The 17402-nt window shown below is 42.2% G+C and carries 18 protein-coding genes and 1 pseudogene; 16 read left to right on the top strand and 3 right to left on the bottom strand.

The window, feature by feature from the left end; genetic code table 11:
- The first annotated feature begins 21 nt into the window (after positions 1 to 21).
- The 5 genes from NKF87_RS13880 (at position 22) to NKF87_RS13860 (ending at position 5222) form a co-directional block, all read left to right on the top strand.
- Positions 22 to 900 (top strand): carbohydrate ABC transporter permease, encoded by an 879-nt coding sequence (locus tag NKF87_RS13880; RefSeq protein ID WP_055283297.1) that lies wholly within the window; start codon positions 22 to 24, stop codon positions 898 to 900.
- Positions 900 to 1742, top strand: a complete 843-nt coding sequence (locus NKF87_RS13875) for a carbohydrate ABC transporter permease (protein ID WP_117598142.1) — start codon at positions 900 to 902, stop codon at positions 1740 to 1742. Before NKF87_RS13880 ends, NKF87_RS13875 begins: the two co-directional genes overlap by 1 nt.
- A gap of 43 nt (positions 1743 to 1785) precedes the next feature.
- Positions 1786 to 3972 (top strand): alpha-galactosidase, encoded by a 2187-nt coding sequence (locus tag NKF87_RS13870; protein ID WP_117598143.1) that lies wholly within the window; start codon positions 1786 to 1788, stop codon positions 3970 to 3972.
- A gap of 90 nt (positions 3973 to 4062) precedes the next feature.
- Positions 4063 to 4521 carry an alpha-amylase family glycosyl hydrolase gene (locus NKF87_RS14450; RefSeq protein WP_181978369.1) on the top strand — a complete coding sequence of 153 codons (459 nt, stop codon included), beginning with the start codon at positions 4063 to 4065 and terminating at the stop codon, positions 4519 to 4521.
- A gap of 113 nt (positions 4522 to 4634) precedes the next feature.
- The gene (locus NKF87_RS13860; RefSeq protein WP_117598144.1) at positions 4635 to 5222 is read left to right on the top strand and encodes an ECF transporter S component; all 588 of its coding nucleotides are present in this window, start codon (positions 4635 to 4637) and stop codon (positions 5220 to 5222) included.
- Positions 5223 to 5318: 96 nt separating this feature from the next.
- Here the strand turns inward: NKF87_RS13860 and NKF87_RS13855 are convergent, their stop codons facing one another.
- Together NKF87_RS13855 and NKF87_RS13850 are read right to left on the bottom strand one after the other, a co-directional pair.
- Positions 5319 to 5861, bottom strand: coding sequence for an NADH peroxidase (locus tag NKF87_RS13855; protein ID WP_055283308.1), 543 nt, complete (start codon positions 5859 to 5861; stop codon positions 5319 to 5321).
- Positions 5862 to 5982: 121 nt separating this feature from the next.
- Positions 5983 to 6390: a Fur family transcriptional regulator gene (locus NKF87_RS13850; RefSeq protein WP_117598145.1), complete on the bottom strand. Its 408-nt coding sequence runs from the start codon at positions 6388 to 6390 to the stop codon at positions 5983 to 5985.
- Positions 6391 to 6663: 273 nt separating this feature from the next.
- Between NKF87_RS13850 and NKF87_RS13845 the strand changes: the two genes are divergently transcribed.
- Both NKF87_RS13845 and NKF87_RS13840 read left to right on the top strand, forming a co-directional pair.
- Entirely contained in the window at positions 6664 to 7545 is an 882-nt protein-coding gene (locus NKF87_RS13845) for a C40 family peptidase (RefSeq protein WP_117598146.1), read from the top strand.
- A 446-nt stretch (positions 7546 to 7991) separates the two neighbouring features.
- Complete coding sequence (locus NKF87_RS13840) at positions 7992 to 8213, top strand: DUF1858 domain-containing protein (protein ID WP_006427234.1); 222 nt, start codon at positions 7992 to 7994, stop codon at positions 8211 to 8213.
- 113 nt (positions 8214 to 8326) lie between these two features.
- Here the strand turns inward: NKF87_RS13840 and NKF87_RS13835 are convergent, their stop codons facing one another.
- Positions 8327 to 9073, bottom strand: a complete 747-nt coding sequence (locus tag NKF87_RS13835; protein ID WP_055283313.1) for an adaptor protein MecA — start codon at positions 9071 to 9073, stop codon at positions 8327 to 8329.
- A 482-nt stretch (positions 9074 to 9555) separates the two neighbouring features.
- On the opposite strand from NKF87_RS13835, the gene NKF87_RS13830 reads away from it, so the two are divergent.
- From NKF87_RS13830 to NKF87_RS13790, 9 genes and pseudogenes are all read left to right on the top strand, one after another.
- On the top strand, positions 9556 to 9768 hold the full coding sequence (locus tag NKF87_RS13830; protein ID WP_028086551.1) for a hypothetical protein: 213 nt from the start codon (positions 9556 to 9558) through the stop codon (positions 9766 to 9768).
- Positions 9769 to 9883: 115 nt separating this feature from the next.
- Positions 9884 to 11764: a glycosyl hydrolase family 18 protein gene (locus tag NKF87_RS13825; RefSeq protein ID WP_226851402.1), complete on the top strand. Its 1881-nt coding sequence runs from the start codon at positions 9884 to 9886 to the stop codon at positions 11762 to 11764.
- A gap of 74 nt (positions 11765 to 11838) precedes the next feature.
- Complete coding sequence (locus tag NKF87_RS13820; protein ID WP_055283316.1) at positions 11839 to 12519, top strand: N-acetylmuramoyl-L-alanine amidase; 681 nt, start codon at positions 11839 to 11841, stop codon at positions 12517 to 12519.
- 20 nt (positions 12520 to 12539) lie between these two features.
- Positions 12540 to 13592, top strand: a complete 1053-nt coding sequence (locus NKF87_RS13815) for an L-threonylcarbamoyladenylate synthase (protein WP_117598147.1) — start codon at positions 12540 to 12542, stop codon at positions 13590 to 13592.
- A 27-nt stretch (positions 13593 to 13619) separates the two neighbouring features.
- Positions 13620 to 14249 carry a uracil phosphoribosyltransferase gene (gene upp, locus NKF87_RS13810; RefSeq protein ID WP_028086547.1) on the top strand — a complete coding sequence of 210 codons (630 nt, stop codon included), beginning with the start codon at positions 13620 to 13622 and terminating at the stop codon, positions 14247 to 14249.
- A 16-nt stretch (positions 14250 to 14265) separates the two neighbouring features.
- On the top strand, positions 14266 to 14754 hold the full coding sequence (locus NKF87_RS13805) for a deoxycytidylate deaminase (protein WP_028086546.1): 489 nt from the start codon (positions 14266 to 14268) through the stop codon (positions 14752 to 14754).
- A 70-nt stretch (positions 14755 to 14824) separates the two neighbouring features.
- Positions 14825 to 15118, top strand: coding sequence for a pro-sigmaK processing inhibitor BofA family protein (locus NKF87_RS14580; RefSeq protein ID WP_319638541.1), 294 nt, complete (start codon positions 14825 to 14827; stop codon positions 15116 to 15118).
- A 202-nt stretch (positions 15119 to 15320) separates the two neighbouring features.
- Positions 15321 to 16238 carry a hypothetical protein gene (locus NKF87_RS13795; protein WP_055283321.1) on the top strand — a complete coding sequence of 306 codons (918 nt, stop codon included), beginning with the start codon at positions 15321 to 15323 and terminating at the stop codon, positions 16236 to 16238.
- 5 nt (positions 16239 to 16243) lie between these two features.
- Positions 16244 to 17098: pseudogene (locus NKF87_RS13790) on the top strand (CpaF family protein); the annotation flags it as partial.
- Between the last annotated feature and the right edge of the window lie 304 nt (positions 17099 to 17402).

Raw genomic sequence — 17402 nt, 5'->3', positions numbered from 1 at the left:
GAAGTTCAAGGAGTTAGTACGATGAAAAAGAATAAATTAAATGATAGAAAGCGGACATTTCTTCTGATCACGATTCCGATTGTTGCATTATTTTTCTGCTTCAATACGCTGCCGCTGATCAAAGGTGTCATCTATAGTTTTACCAATTTTAAAGGATACGGAAGTTACGACTGGGTAGGTCTTCGTAATTATAAAGATCTGTTTACCGATTCCAGAGTCGGAGGCTCATATATCTTTACATTTAAGTTGGCAATTGCGGCGACAATTTTGACAAATGTATTGAGTCTTCTGATGGCACTCGGACTAAATAGTAAGATCAAGTTCAAAAGCGCACTCAGGGGTGCATATTTTATCCCGAATGTACTGGGAGCACTGGTGGTAGGATACATTTTCAACTATTTCTTTACGTATATCCTCCCTGTATTTGGAAAAATGATCGGAAGTAAGACATTTAGTTCCAGTATGCTTTCTAATACAAATCTTGCGTGGATCGCGATTGTGATCGTGTGTGCATGGCAGTCGATAGCAATGAACACAATCATATATATTTCAGGACTTCAGACGGTTCCGGAGGATGTATATGAAGCAGGTGCCATTGATGGTGCTACAGGATGGAAGAAATTCAGGAACCTGACATTTCCACTGATCATTCCATTTTTCTCTATCAATATGGTTCTGAGTGTGAAAAACTTCCTGATGGTATTTGATCAGATCATGGCATTGACAAAAGGAGGTCCTGCCCAGAGTACAGAATCCATCTCATATCTGATCTATAATAACGGAATGAGTGGTGGACAGTTTGGATTCCAAAGCGCAAATGCAGTTATTTTCTTTATTGTGATTGTAGTGATTTCGGTAATGCAGTTGACTATCACCGGTAAGAAGGAGGAACAGTTGTAATGAAAAAAGTTGGGAAAGAAAGAATAAACTGGCCTGTAACGATTCTTTTGATCGCAGGGCTGATCACTGTAGTATTTCCATTGTATATGACTGTTGTCATTGCGCTGAAGAAACCTTCGGAAATGACGAATGATGTCGCAGGAATCTTATCGCTTCCAAAGCATTTCAGTCTGAGTAATTTTACAGAGGCGATGAAAGTGACAGATTTCTGGAACTCATTGGGAAACAGTCTGCTGATCACAGTTGTGACGGTAGTGCTTGCAATGCTGATCCATTCACTGCTTGGATATGCAATTGCAAGAAATAAGGCACATAGTAAATTTTATAAGTTTATTTATTTTTATGTTGTCAGTGGTATGTTCGTACCTTTTGCAATCCTGATGATGCCGGTCGTAAAACAGACGGCGCAGATGGGACTTGCGAACAGAGCCGGAGTGATCATCTTATATCTGGTATTTTATATGCCGATGAATGTGCTGCTGTATTCCGGATATCTGACAAATATTCCCAGAGCGCTGGAAGAGGCAGCATGCGTGGATGGAGCAAGTACATGGACAACTTATTGGAAGATCATCTTTCCGATCATGAAACCAATGCATGCAACGGTTGCGGTTCTGACAGCACTTGGAACGTGGAACGATGTTATGACACCATTGGTTATTATGTCAGGCACAGGAAAGAACACACTGCCGCTGGCACAGCTTAATTTCCAGACACAGTTTGGAACGAACTATAACCTGGCATTTGCCTCTTACCTGTTGGCACTTCTGCCGATCCTGATCTTCTATCTGATCTGTCAGAAGCATATCTTGAACGGTGTGGTAAATGGAGCTGTAAAATAAGGAAATACAAATCGGATAAAAGACACAAAAAGGAGACTGGAAAATGGGAATTGTTTACAGTAAATCAGACAGGACATTTACAATACAGACAAAGAATACAACGTATCAGATGCAGGTGGACCCTTATGGGTTCCTCCTGCACCTGTATTATGGAAAGAAAACAGATGGAAGCTGCATGGATTATCTGCTGACGTATTATGACAGGGGATTCTCTGGAAATCCGTTTGATGCAGGGGATGACAGAACATATTCTATGGATGCACTTCCGCAGGAGTATCCTTCCTATGGAACCGGAGATTACAGAAGCACGGCACTGATCGTTGAAAATGCAGATGGAAGTACAGCGTGTGATCTGCGTTACCGTTCGCATCACATTTTCAATGGAAAATATAAGATTCCGGGTCTTCCGGCAGTCTATGCGGATGAGAGGGAGAGCCAGACGCTGGAGATCGTAATGGAAGATGCGGTTACAGGCGTAGAAGTTACATTGCAGTATGGTGTGCTTCCTGATTATGATGTGATCACAAGAAGCGAGAAGATCGTTTATCGCGGCGAAGGAAAGATATGTATCAGGAAAGCGCAGTCTGCATGTCTGGATTTTGTTCAGGGGAAATATGATCTTCTGACATTTTACGGAAGACATGCAATGGAGAGAACGATGCAGAGAGAGCCGGTCACACATGGAAGTCATGTGATCGGAAGTGTGAGAGGAACTTCGAGCCATCAGTATAATCCGATGATGATTCTTGCGGATGAGAATACGACGGATCAATATGGAAATTGTTATGCAATGTCTTTCGTATATAGTGGAAATTTTAAAGGTGAGACACTGAAAGATCAGTTTGGACAGACACGTGCGCTTATGGGGCTGCAGGATGAGATGTTCTCGTATCCGCTGGCAGAAGGAGAAACATTCTATACACCGGAGGTACTTCTTACTTTTTCCGGAAGTGGAATGAACCTTCTTTCACAGAATCTGCACAGATGTATCAGACAGCATATCTGTAGAGGAAAGTACAAAGAAAGTGTCCGTCCGGTTCTGGTGAACAGTTGGGAAGCATCTTACTTTGATTTTGATGGTGATACCTTATACGAACTGGCAAAAGAGGCAAAGCATGCAGGCATTGACATGCTGGTGCTGGATGACGGCTGGTTTGGAAAACGTGATGATGATAACAGCGGTCTCGGGGACTGGTTTGTCAATGAGAAAAAGCTTGGGGGGACACTGGGAGATCTGATAAAGAAGATCAATGATCTGGGTGTAAAATTCGGAATCTGGGTGGAGCCGGAGATGATCTCGGAAGACAGTGATCTGTACAGAGAACATCCGGACTGGGCACTTACTATTCCGGGAAGGAATCCGGTTCATGCAAGAAATCAACTGGTGTTGGATTTCTCGAGAAAAGAAGTTGTAGATCATATATTTGATCAGATCTGTAAAGTCCTGGATCAGGGAAATATTGAGTATGTGAAATGGGATATGAACCGGAGCCTTATGGATGTGTTCTCGAGAGGAACCGAAGATCAGGGAAGGGTCATGTATGATTATGTTCTTGGATTATATGATTTTCTGGAAAGGATCGTGACAAGATATCCGGATCTGCTGATCGAAGGATGCAGCGGCGGCGGTGGAAGATTTGATGCCGGAATGATGTATTATACACCGCAGATCTGGTGCAGTGATAATACAGATGCATTGGACAGATTGCAGATCCAATATGGTACTTCATTCGGTTATCCGGTATCCGCTGTAGGGTCACACGTATCAGCAGTGCCGAATCATCAGACAGGAAGGATCACATCTCTGCATACCAGAGGTGTAGTGGCAATGGCCGGAACATTCGGATATGAATTGAATCTTGGAAAACTTTCCGAAGAAGAGAAGCAGGAGATCCGGTTACAGGTGGAAGAATACCGGAAGTTCGCACCACTGATCCAGACGGGACTGTACTACCGGCTGTCTGATCCTGCGAGGGAGGAATATGCAGCATGGGCATTTGTATCCGAAGATCAGAAAGAAGTTCTTCTGAACGTCGTACTGCAGGAAATTCATGGAAATATGACTGTGAATTATGTAAAGCTTCAAGGATTGAAATGTAGTGCGATCTATCGTGACACGGAAACAGGAAAAATATATAATGGTGCAGCACTTATGGAAGCAGGAATTCCGATGCCTGTGGAAATGGGAGAATTCAAGGCATACCAGATGCATCTGGCAGCAGAAGAGTAGAGTATAAAAATGGGAAAAAGAGTAGAAAAAAATAACAGTATTTTTCAATATAGGTTAGAGAAACATCATGATGAGCTCAGGTGGCTTTACATGGAACTTTATCAGAACGATGATATGTTCGCGGAATTGTGTTCCAAGATGTATGAGTATTACAGACAACGGAGTAGCAAACTGAAAGAATGCAACATTAATTGTCTTCATCTTATGCCTTTCCTGGATACGCCGGAAGGCAGATCTGACGGCGGTTATGCGGTGGCAGATTTCCGTAAGGTACGCCCGGATCTCGGTACGATGAAGGATCTTGCAGAACTGGCAGAAAAGTGTCATGAGGAAGATATCAATGTGTGTATGGAGCATGATGACAGTGTCCTTTGCATATTACGTGAATATAAGGGAAGAAGATTTTTTGGAATATTCAACTTCAGTGATCAGGAGAAGACAGCGTGGATGCAGGAAGATGGAGTATATCGTAATCTGCTGACGAGTGAAAAGATGGAATTAAAAGATATAAGATTAAGAGGGTACGACTTCCTTTGGTGTGAAAAATAAACTGGCCTGTATGGAAATGTTACAACTGGCTGTTTGGACGAATCCACTATCGTGCTAATATATTCAGCAGAATTTATTTTTCATTACATATTACAACAGGAAGGAAGAGTACAATGAGTACAAATACAGCAGCAGGAAAGACCATTCATAATGATAAGGTGAAGAATCTGGTGATCACGGCATTCTTTACAGCAATTACATTTCTTGGAATCCAGTCTTTCAGGATTCCGCTTCCGGCAGCAGTCGGAACACCATTTCTTCATTTCGGACATATATTTGTCGTAATGGGATTGTTACTTCAGGGAGGAAAAAGAGGAGCCGTATCCGGAACGCTGGGACTTACCATCTTTGATATGTTAAATGGATATATGCAGGATGCGCCAAAGACGTTTGTTGAGACGGCGCTGAAGTGTCTGATCGTCGGAGCACTCTTTGTGATGCTGAAGAAAAAGACAGCCGGTGATAAAAAGAAAGAATACGGAGCAGCGATGATCTGTGCCGTGGTTTACGGATGCATCAACGTAATCATGGAATTTATTATGGGAACCATATCTATGATGATCATGGGAAGTGGATTCGCAGCGGCTGCGGTGGGAGCATTTACATCTCTTCCGGCTACGGTGATCAATGCAGTCTTTATGGTGATCGCAATTGCGGTTCTGTACCAGCCGGTGAAAAAGATCTATGTGCGCATGGCATAGAGCAGGATAGTGGAAAAAATAATGAATGAACAAAAAAGAGCGGATACTCCTTAAGTGGTGTATCCGCTCTTCTTCTGATATCAGAATCCGTTATTCTTATCCGAAATATCTCTTGAGAAGTCCTTCGAAAGCTCTTCCGTGACGGGCCTCATCTTTAGCCATCTCATGAACAGTGTCATGGATCGCATCCAGATCAGCAGCTTTTGCACGTTTTGCAAGATCGAACTTACCGGCTGTAGCTCCGTTCTCGGCATCTACACGCATCTCAAGGTTCTTCTTTGTGCTGTCTGTAACAACTTCGCCAAGAAGCTCTGCGAATTTAGCAGCGTGCTCAGCTTCTTCCCAGGCAGCTTTTTCGTAGTATAATCCTACTTCAGGATAACCTTCTCTGTGGGCAACTCTTGCCATTGCAAGATACATGCCAACTTCTGAACATTCTCCTTCGAAGTTCGCTCTTAAATCAGCTAAGATATCTTCGCTGACACCTTTTGCAACACCTACAACATGCTCTGCAGCCCATTCTCTTTCACCTGTCTGTTCTTTGAACTTATCAGCCGGTGCGTGGCAGATTGGACATTCAGCCGGTGCAGCCTCTCCTTCGTAAACATATCCGCATACTGTACATACAAATTTTTTCATAATGTTGTTCTCCTTTTCTTTGAAATGTTTTTTGATTTATTGAAATTAATATTAGTAATTGTTACTGATATTAATTTAGCACAATATCATTGTTTTGTCAATTAGTTTTTGATGAATTTTATTATTTATTCTCGTTTTTTTTGTTTATGCATTCGGCACAAAGACCATGGAAAAGTGTAGTGTGAGATTCGATGATTCCATCAAAACATGCGTTAGCATCTTCGTTGATCTTTTGAATATAAGAATCATCCATTTCCAGATCGAATACTTTTCCGCAATTCGTGCATACTACATGGTAATGAGGTTCGCAGCGCCCATCAAAACGATCGCCACCGGCAGGTGTCGGAATCCGGAGTGCTTCACCGATGTCGGCAAGCAGATTCAGGTTGCGGTAGACGGTTCCGAGGCTGATATTCGGAAATTCTTCTTTTATATGAAGATATACGGTATCAGCCGTAGGATGTGCGGTTGTGTGTAATAAATACTCTTTGATAGAGGCTCGCTGTTTACTGTATTTTAAAGCAGCCATAACATCCTCCTTTCGATAACGATAATAATTACTATAATTGATATCTTTAGTATAGTGTCGTTGATATCATTTGTCAATAAGGATAAATAAATGTAACAAAATGTAACAAAATAAAAGAAAAAGACGAATGGGAAACAGGGGGGGACATATGATATGCTTGAAAATAAAAGAAATACTTGACAAAGCGTATGTGGATGATATAATAACAAACGTAACATATGTAACAATTCTGTAACAATTACAAAAGACGAGAAAACATAAAGGAGGGAGTTTATGGATTCGATTCTTAAAAAAGGAGTGCTCCTGGTTAGTATGACCGGGATCATGACAGCATTTCCAATGGTGGTGCATGCTGCAGACATAGATGATATGCAGAATATAACGGCGGCGGGAAGCACACAGATACTGGAAGATTGTTACACATCAGATAAGACAATATCGGTAAAAGATCATCTTGTACCGGAACAAAAGGGTGAGTATTCAGATATGGCATTCGCAAATGTACAATCGTTTCTTTATATAAGAAGTGAACCAACAACAGACAGCGAATGGGTTGGAAAACTATATCCGGATTATGCGGCAAAGATCACCGGTCCTGTGGGAGAATGGACGAAGGTTGAGTCGGGAAATGTGACCGGGTATGTGTATTCCAGATATATAACGGTAGGAAATGAGGCACAGAAGAAGGCAGAAGAGTTAGTGCAGAACAATGACACGGGAAATGCAGAAGATGCATTTACGTATGCCGAATCGAGAGAAGAAGAGGCGGCAAGACTTCAAAAGGAGCAGGAGGAGCAGAAGGCGCAGGCTGCGGGAAACGGGCAGGCAATTGTAGATTATGCGTGTCAGTTTATCGGAAATCCGTATGTATGGGGAGGTACGAGCCTCACAAACGGAGCGGATTGTTCCGGATTCGTACAGTCAGTATTTGCACATTTTGGAATCGCACTTCCGCGTACGACATGGGATATGGAGAATGCGGGAACGGCGGTAAGTTACGATCAGGCAGTTGCGGGAGACATTATCTTATATAATGGCCATGTAGGAATCTATATGGGAAATGGGCAGATCGTAAATGCGATTAACAGTGCAAAAGGAATCGGGATCCTGCCGGCAACCTATACGAATATTGTGACCGTAAGACGACTGATATAAGAGCTGATATAAGAAAAGAGACCGGAGGAATTCTGAAAAATTCCCCGGTTCTTTTTTTATCCACACTATCCACATGAATTGAAAGTTATCCACAATATACAAAATCCACAAAAATCGATATATTTCTGCAAAAAATAAAAAATGCAAAAAAATTCATGAAAAAAGTTATCCACATCAAAAAATGCAAAAAATGTAGAAAAATGGGGATTTTCACAAAGTTATCCACGTTATCCACACCCAAATCGGGAAAAACGGGGGATTATTCGGGATAGAAAAAGAACGCACGTTTTGTAGAGTTGTTATAAAAATGAAGAAATGTCGAAAAAAAGAGTTATCCATATTGACATTTGAGTAGTCAAATATTAAGAATAAATTTGCGGAAAATGTTTACACAATGGTAAAAAGCTACTATAATGGAAACACTGAAATAAAAAGGAGGCGATAAGATGGCACAGATTACAAAAGACATGACATTTGGTGAACTGCTTTCCAAATATTATTCTACATGTCCAAAGCTTGTTGACGATCTGATGGAAGCAGGAATGGGATGCATCGGATGCCCACATTCTCAGATGGAATCTATCGAAGAAGGCGCTATGGGACACGGAATTGATCCAGACCTCTTAGTTGCAAAACTGAATGCAACACTGGAAGCAAGCCAGGCATAATATAAAAATAACTATAAAAAAACTCTACAGGATTCCTGTAGAGTTTTTTTGCAGTTATTTGTAAAGAACTGCCGATAGCAGATCTTTATGACAATTCCGGATCATAATTCCGGCTAAATATTGGCGAGCTGCTGAACCGCATCTCCGGAAAGAAATGTCTTGCAGTGTTCTTCCAGGAACGCGAAAGTTGCGCCGGACGCTCTTTCTAAAGCGCCGTATTCAGACAACATATTGCAGATCCGATTGAAATCTGCGGCGGAGTGATCGGACCGGGCAAGTGCCAGCAGATACATCTCCTCCTGTTCGTCCTTGTATAAAGTATTGGAACCGTGGTACATCGGAGCCAGAAGCCTGGCGGCTTTCAGTACATTCTCCATCACAGGGAAAGAAAAGAGCCGGATATTGTTACCGGAATCCTTTTTTTCTGTATCATCACCGGAAGCGGATGTGGTATCCGGGGCAGACTTCGCTGCCTGTGCTTCAAATGATTCCTGAACCTTTCCGAGCAGATCGAGTAAACCTTCTGCTCCTTCCAGCTTGCCCGGAGTATTCTTTTTCCTGGCATCAGCAATGGAAGAAGGTGCAAATTTTGAAAATCTGGTATCGAGTTCCTCAGGATCCTCGACTTTTGTAATTATCAGCACGATCGAATCGGCGGAAGGGATTGCCTCTATCATGAGAGGAATGTCTTCTGCTTCGAATCCGAATTCGAAGGCTGCCTGTTGCATCATATCGCGGAAAAGTGATTTTGCTTTTTCGGTTCCGTATGCCAGTTCACTGAGCTGTAACTGACGGTCAGCCAGATCGGCGCGTGTCAAAGTACAACGGATCTGGTTGTCACTGATTTTTTCAATCTTCATAATCATCACTTCCTTCTAAAATAGTATATCATAAAAAATGTTTGATGTTCAATAAATTTAGTATAAACAAAACGGAATAATAAAATAAAAAAAGACTTGATTCTTCAAATTTTATCAGATATAATGACGCTACTGGAAGATAGTTTTCCCTGATAACTATGTTGTTAGAACCAATAAGGGAGAATTTCTTGAATTTTAATTTTGGGGACGGAACAGAACGCCGTACCGCGCATTTATATTTCAATTCCACGTTCCGGGTGGGATGGATCTATCAAAAGCAAATCAGATTACACAGCCGTTTCAGGCAGATATTTCACAGTATAATTTTGACATAATATGAAAAATATTTAATTGCCGGGGACTATTTCCAGTTGAAACATAATTTGTTGCTGCATAAAAACAGCATTGTATCACGGGCATCTCCTTCGCTGCAGATATGCGCAACATCCATAGTTATCATCCGGTAAAAAGGAGGAAAGAACATGGGGGACAATGACGAATGGAAGAATATGTTCCAGGAACTGACAGGCTATGAAAAGAAAAATATAAGTCTCAGGATCAATGGAATACCAGCCAGCCCCATGCAGATTGTACAGGCACATACGATGTGTGAAAATCAGGCATATATGAGAGATTATGTGCTCAATGACAAAGGTGATGTAAAAGAGTTGTGGTTTCAGAATATAGCAATTTAATCAGGAAAAATATGTAAATACCCCGCAGATTAAGACGAAAGTTTTAAGGAAAATGTCGAAATATAATGACGTGTATCTTACGTTTTGTTATAATGTGACCTGTAGGAGGTGCAGCATGGAAGACAGAGGAAGAAGTAGCCGCACATATGAAAACCGAAGAACATATGGAAAATCACAGGGAAGAAGACCGTCAGATAATCATCCGCCAGGAAGACAGAGAACTCCGGCGGAGCGTGCGCGTATGCGGCGGAGAAGAAAAAGACAACGCATGATACGATTTGTCCTGTTGATCATATTAATCATTGCAGCAATTGCAGGAATCATTTTGTGGAAACGTTACAGCCCATCAAAAGAACAATATGATATGAAGAAATATTATGGGATAGAAAAGGATGGACAGGTTGGTATCACGGTGGATAATAAAGTCGTGGAGGCAGAAGGAAAACTGGCAGGTGGAAAAGTATATGTTGCATATAATATTGTAAGAGATTATATCAACAGCCGGTTCTACTGGGATCCGAATGAAAATGTTCTGTTGTATATGCTCCCGGAAGATATGATATCGGTAGATGTCGGCAGTAAGGATTACTCTATATCCAAAAAAAAGAAAAGCGAAGATTACGTTATTTTAAAAACAGAAGGAAACACAGCATATATTGCATTGGATTTTGTCCAGCAGTACACGAATATTGATTATGAAGTGTCAAATAATCCGGATCATGTTATGATCAGGACAAAATGGGGAAAAACGGATGTTGCAACTGTGAAAAAGAATACACAGGTGCGTTATCAGGGCGGAGTAAAGAGTCCTGTGCTGGCAGAACTTAAGAAAAAAGATGAAGTAACAGTTGTTGAGAGTGAACAGAACTGGAAAAAAGTACGCACAGCAGATGGTGTGATCGGATATGTAAAGAACAAGGCTCTGAAGAACGAAGAAAAGAAGAATATTACCAGAAAGTTTGAAGAGCAGGATTATTCTAATATCAGCAAAGATTACACGATCAATATGACATGGCATAATGTGACGAACCAGGATGCGAACAATGCGGTGGCGCAGAGGATCGCCCAGACGAAAGGGCTTACGACACTGGCTCCGACATGGATCCATGTGGCAGATACTAACGGTAACATCAGCTCTATCGCATCGGCAGATTATGTGAGTTACGCACATAAGCAGAATGTGGAAGTGTGGATGACCGTCAGGGATTTTGACGGAGGCATCAGTTCGGAGAAGGAATCTTACGAACTGCTCAGCTATACATCCAGACGTGAGACATTGATCACGCAGCTGATCGCAGAGGCACTCCGTGTCGGCGTTGATGGTATCAATGTAGACTTCGAAAAGATTTCCGATAAGTGCGGAGAACATTATATTGAATTTATCCGTGAATTATCGGTAAAATGCAGACAGAACGGACTGGTGTTGTCGGTGGACAACTATGTTCCAAAGAGCTTTAACACACAGTATGACCGTAAAGAGCAGGGAATTGTAGCAGATTATGTAGTGATCATGGGATATGATGAGTATTATGCAGGTTCGCCTGAAGCAGGGCCGGTATCTTCTTACAATTATGTAAAAGAAGGAATCACAGAGACGTTAAAAGAGGTTCCGGCGGAGAAGGTTATCAGCGGTATTCCGTTCTTTACACGTCTGTGGAAAGAGACTCCGAAGACGGAAGAAGAACTGAAGAGTGATAAAGGAACGGATGCGGAACAGTATTCTGCAACCGTAGAGAGTGATGCATATGGTATGGATAATGCACAGGCCGTCGTCAAACAGGCCGGAGTCGATACGACCTGGGATAAGAAGGCCGGACAGAACTATGCCACATGGGAAGCAGACGGATCCAAATATGAGATCTGGCTGGAAGACAGCAAATCAATCGAAGCAAAGCTCAAACTCATGAAGAAATATAAGCTTGCAGGTACAGCTGAGTGGTCTCTTGGACAGGAGAGTTCGGATATCTGGAATCTGATCCAGAAATATGTCAATTAATCAAACAGAATAACAGATAAAATATCTCTTGCAGTCATATAGTAGAATATATGAATTGCAGGAGGTATTTTTATTTGTGGAAAAAAATAGAATTTGCAATAGTATTGCTGCTGCTGGCGGTACTTATCATGATGAGTAATCATCTGGAGGAAATGGTATCAAGCGGAAGGGTTACAGGAAGGAATCCATGTATTGTCCTGGACAGCGGACACGGCGGAGAGGATCCAGGAAAGATTGGTGTGAATCAGGCAAAAGAAAAGGATGTAAATCTGAAAATTGCAAAAAAGACAAAAGAGAGACTGGAGAAAAAGGGATGGAAGGTCGTCATGACAAGAGAAAAGGATGTAATGCTTGGAGATCCGGCTGCAGGAAATAAAAAAATCCATGATATGAAAGCGAGAGTGGAACGGATCAATAAGACGATGCCGCAGGCTGCGGTCAGTATCCATCAGAACAGCTATCAGGATGCGCAGATCCACGGGGCGCAGGTCTTCTATTATTCACATTCGGAAGAGGGAAAGCGAATGGCCGAAGTGATGCAGAAAGCACTGCTGAAGGCAGATGAAGAGAATACCAGACAGGCAAAAGCGAATGATACCTATTATCTTCTGAAACGGACGGAAGTACCGACGATCATTGTGGAGTGCGGATTCTTAAGTAACCCGGAAGAAGCCGCAAAGCTGGTCAGTCCAAAGTATCAGGAGAAGCTTGCGGAAGCGATCGCAGAAGGAATCCTTGCTTGTATGGAAAACTAGAGTGTAGTATAATAACAATCATGAAAACAATATTAGAAAAAATTGATAAAAATCAAAATAATACAGATATTATAAGAGAAGCAGGACGGATCTTAAAAGAAGGAGGTCTGGTTGCATTTCCCACAGAGACCGTATATGGTCTGGGAGCAGATGCATTGAATGAAGATGCGGCCAAGAAGATATATGCCGCAAAAGGAAGACCGTCTGACAACCCTTTGATCATTCATATCACGAATATGAAAGCACTGGAAAAAATTGTTTCCGAAGTCCCGGAAAAGGCTGTAAAGGTTGCTGAAAAATACTGGCCGGGGCCGCTTACAATGATATTTAACAAAAGTGATATTGTGCCGTACGGAACCACCGGAGGGCTGGATACGGTAGCTGTCCGGATGCCGGTAGATGAGATCGCAAGAGAAGTGATTGATGCGGGCGGCGGATACATTGCGGCACCGAGCGCGAATACTTCCGGACGGCCGAGTCCGACAACCGCACAGCATGTAGCAGAGGATCTTACCGGAAGGGTAGACATGATCGTAGACGGCGGGGCAGTAGAGATCGGGGTAGAATCTACAATACTGGATATGACGGTAGAACCACCGATGATCTTAAGACCGGGAGCCATTACAAAAGAGATGTTCGAGGAAGTGATCGGAGAAGTCACGATCGACAGGACGCTGATCAGACCGGACAGCAAGCAGGTTCCGAAAGCACCGGGAATGAAGTATCGTCATTATGCACCGAAAGCGGATCTGACCATTATAGAAGGTCCACTGGAGAAGGTGACGGCAGAGATCAATAAGCGTGCAAAAGAAAAGTCCTGTGCAGGATATAAAGTCGGCATTATCGGAACGGAAGAGACTGTGGCAGAATATAAGGCCGGTGACGTAAAATGCATCGGAACCAGAGCGGATGAATCAACCATCGCCGCAAATCTGTTCGGGATCTTAAGAGAGTTTGATGACGATCAGGTAGATTATATCTACAGTGAGTCGTTTGATACTGCAGGAATCGGAAGTGCAATTATGAACCGTCTTCTGAAAGCTGCAGGACATCATATAGAAAAATTGGTATAGAATCATTTCACAACAAGGAGGAGAAACATGTCAAAAGTACAGGTTATGGATCACCCGTTGATTCAGCACAAGATCAGCTACATCAGAAGCGAAGAGGTAGGGTCAAAAGAATTCAGAGAGATCGTTGGGGAGATCGCATCATTAATGTGTTATGAAGCAACAAGAGATCTGAAACTGGAGGATGTCAGGATAAAGACACCAATCTGCGAGATGGTGGGAAAACAATTAAGCGGTAAAAAGTTAGCAGTAGTGCCGATCTTAAGAGCCGGACTTGGAATGGTTGACGGAATGCTGAATATGATCCCGTCTGCCAAGGTCGGACATATCGGTCTTTACAGAGATCCGGAGACATATGAACCGGTAGAATATTACTGCAAACTTCCGTCAGACTGTGACGAAAGAGAAGTATTTGTCGTAGATCCGATGCTTGCAACAGGCGGGTCCTGTGTGGCAGCACTTCAGATGCTGAAAGATAAAGGTGTAAAACATATGCGTTTTATGTGTATCATTGCAGCTCCGGAAGGTGTAAAACGTCTGCAGGAAGCGCATCCGGATGTAGATATCTATATCGGTGCACTCGATGACCATCTGAATGAGCATAAATATATTGTTCCGGGACTGGGAGATGCAGGAGACCGTATTTTTGGGACAAAATAGTGGCGAGGTGACGTATATGGGAGATAAAAGAACAGATTATATCAGCTGGGATGAGTATTTTATGGGCGTTGCAAAGCTTTCCGGAATGCGTTCCAAAGATCCGAATACACAGGTAGGATGCTGTATCGTCAGTCAGGATAACAAGATCCTGTCAATGGGATATAACGGACTTCCGACAGGGTGCTCGGATGATGTATTTCCATGGGCGCGGGAAGGAGAAGATCCTTTAGAGACAAAATATGTATACACGGTTCACAGTGAGCTGAATGCGATCCTGAATTACCGTGGAGGAAGTCTGGAAGGGGCAAAATTGTATGTCTCTCTGTTCCCGTGTAACGAATGTGCGAAAGCGATCATACAAAGCGGGATCAAAGAGGTTATCTATGACAGCAACAAGTATGAAGGTACAGCAGCTGTAATGGCTTCCATGAAGATGTTCGATTCTGCCGGCGTGAATTATCATAAATACCATCGGACAGAACGGGAAATCAAGATTTCGTTATAAAATAAAAAGCAGATCAGAGATCATGAGACAGGTTTGAAAAAAGAAAAAGTTTTCAAGCCTGTTTTTTTAGATGCTTTTTGATAATTATGAAAGGTATAAGACAGATACAGATCATCATATAATAAAAAAACAGAGTAATAAAAAAGAGAAAAATATGAAAAAAAAGGGAACAAAAATCATTGTAAATTTTCTGATTCGTGGAATTATTGGGTTCGCGATCATATTTTTTGTAAACGAATTTCTTGACGGACAGGGAATTTCTGCTTGTGTCGGGATGAATCCGATTACTTTTTTGACATCCGGATCCTTTGGATTTCCTGGGGTTGCTCTACTTTACGGTATAACTTTTTATCAAATTATGTAAACATTGCACAAAGATTGAAAACTTTTAAAAAGGGCATAGACAAATACAAATCATCCAGTATATAATCAGCCTACAAGTTACGAAGTAGCTTGCATCTGATTTGTAGTTCTAATTGTTAGATTCAAAAAATTCAAGAAGTATTCAATGCCGTATCGGCAAACGTTTCAGATTTTGTGTAAACGTGTTGAAGGAGGGATAGTATGTGGTAAGCAGAAATCTGGTGATTTGTGACCAGGAAGTGAGATACGCTGCGGCCCTTGCGGAAGTTTTTATGAAAGCGAAGGAGCTGGCACTTGGCGTACAGGTATGTAACAGTGTTGAGCAGACCGTAAAACTGCAGGAGGAATCACCGGTTGATATCCTGTTGATCGGAAGCAGTTATCCGGTAGAAGACAGGAAGAAGATAAAGGCCGGGAATGTGTTCGTTCTGGCACAGTCGGAAAATGCAGCACATGAGACAAATGAGAAACTTATCAATAAGTACCAGTCCGGAGAGGCCATTATGGGGGCAGTGATCGAACAGTGTACGCAGTCCGGGGAACCGGAAAGATTTTTCCTTAGGACAGCGAAAAAGCAGAATGTCAGGATCATCGGAATCTTTTCCCCGGTGCACCGGAGTAAGAAGACCGGGTATGCATTAAAGCTGGGAAAAGAACTGGCAAGGACGTACAATGTATTGTACCTGAATCTTGAAGTATATGGAGGGATCGGGGGACATTTTCCGGATGCCGGACAGACGGTAGCGGATGCACTTTATTATTCCAGACAGGAGAAGAAACACTTAAGAGCAGCTCTGGCAGGTATGGTAAAACATATGGGACCGCTTGACTATCTTCTGCCTATGCGGATGTCGGAAGATCTGAAGGCAGTGGAGATCGAAGAGTGGACAGGGTTTGTGGAACAGATTGCAGAACAGAGCATATATGAAGTCCTGATACTGGATATCGATGAAGGGATCCGTGGAGTATATGAGCTCTTGAGGATGTGTACGGAGATACATGTGGCGGTCATAAAAGAGGAGGTGGCGCAGGCAAAATTATTCCAGTTTGAAGAAGAATTACATCTGATGGGTTATGACGATGTAAAGCAGAAGATGGTAAAGAAAGAGCTGGAAGGATGAGGAAAATGATAGAAGCAGAGCAGCTCCATGCAAGGATATTATCCAGACTGGATATGACAAGGGACATGGAGGACGAAGAACTGACAGAGTTGATCTATGAAGTACTTCAGGAAGCTTCGCAGGAAGAATATCTGCCGTTGGATCAGAAAACAATGCTTGGAAAGGAACTTTTCAATGCATTCCGGAAACTGGATCTGCTGCAGGAATTTCTGGAAGACGAACAGATCACAGAAATCATGATCAACGGGACGCAGAATATATTTATTGAAAAAGCAGGAAGGATCATCCAGTCAGACAAAAGATTCTTATCCAGAGACAAACTGGAGGATGTGATCCAGCAGATCGTGGCAGGATCCAACAGACTGGTAAATGAGGCATCGCCGATTGCAGATGCCAGACTGGCAGACGGATCGAGAGTCAATGTCGTACTTCCGCCGGTCGCATTAAATGGGCCGATCGTTACAATTCGAAAATTTGCAAAAGAAGCAATTACAATGAAAAAACTGATGGAATGGCAGTCAATCAATTCAGAAGTATCGGGTTTTCTGGCTTTATTAGTAGCCGCCGGATACAATATATTCATCAGTGGTGGAACCGGATCCGGGAAAACCACTTTCTTGAATGCACTATCGCAATATATACCCAAAAATGAACGCATCATAACGATCGAAGACAACGCAGAACTTCAGATTCAAAATGTAAAGAATCTGGTAAGACTGGAAGCAAGAAATGCTAATGTAGAAGGAACAGGAGAAGTTACCATCAGGGATCTGATCAAGTCGGCACTTCGTATGAGACCGGACAGGATCATCGTGGGGGAAGTGCGCTCGGCGGAAGCAATTGATATGCTTCAGGCACTTATATGTACTATATAACAATTATATATATAACGTATATAAGGATGGAAAATATAGATTAGAGGGAAGGCATAGGAACGATATGAACATTAAGTATAGGTTATTGTGTAAAAGGTTAATAGAGGAAAGGAAGAGAGTAGGTGTCATTCAATATTATAATGTACTGTTCATAATGGAGTTATTGTCAGATAAAGACATATGGTTTTTAGAACAGTGGGCGAACGGTATAAATAACATATATATGAAGGATATACATAACTGGTGTAGAATGCATTTTGTTAAATATCACACTGTATTTGTTTACAGG

The sequence above is a fragment of the Dorea longicatena genome, from assembly GCF_024168045.1.
GTDB lineage: Bacteria > Bacillota > Clostridia > Lachnospirales > Lachnospiraceae > Dorea_A.
Note: the sequence above shows the minus strand (reverse complement) of the source record. Positions and strands in the feature narration are given on the sequence as shown.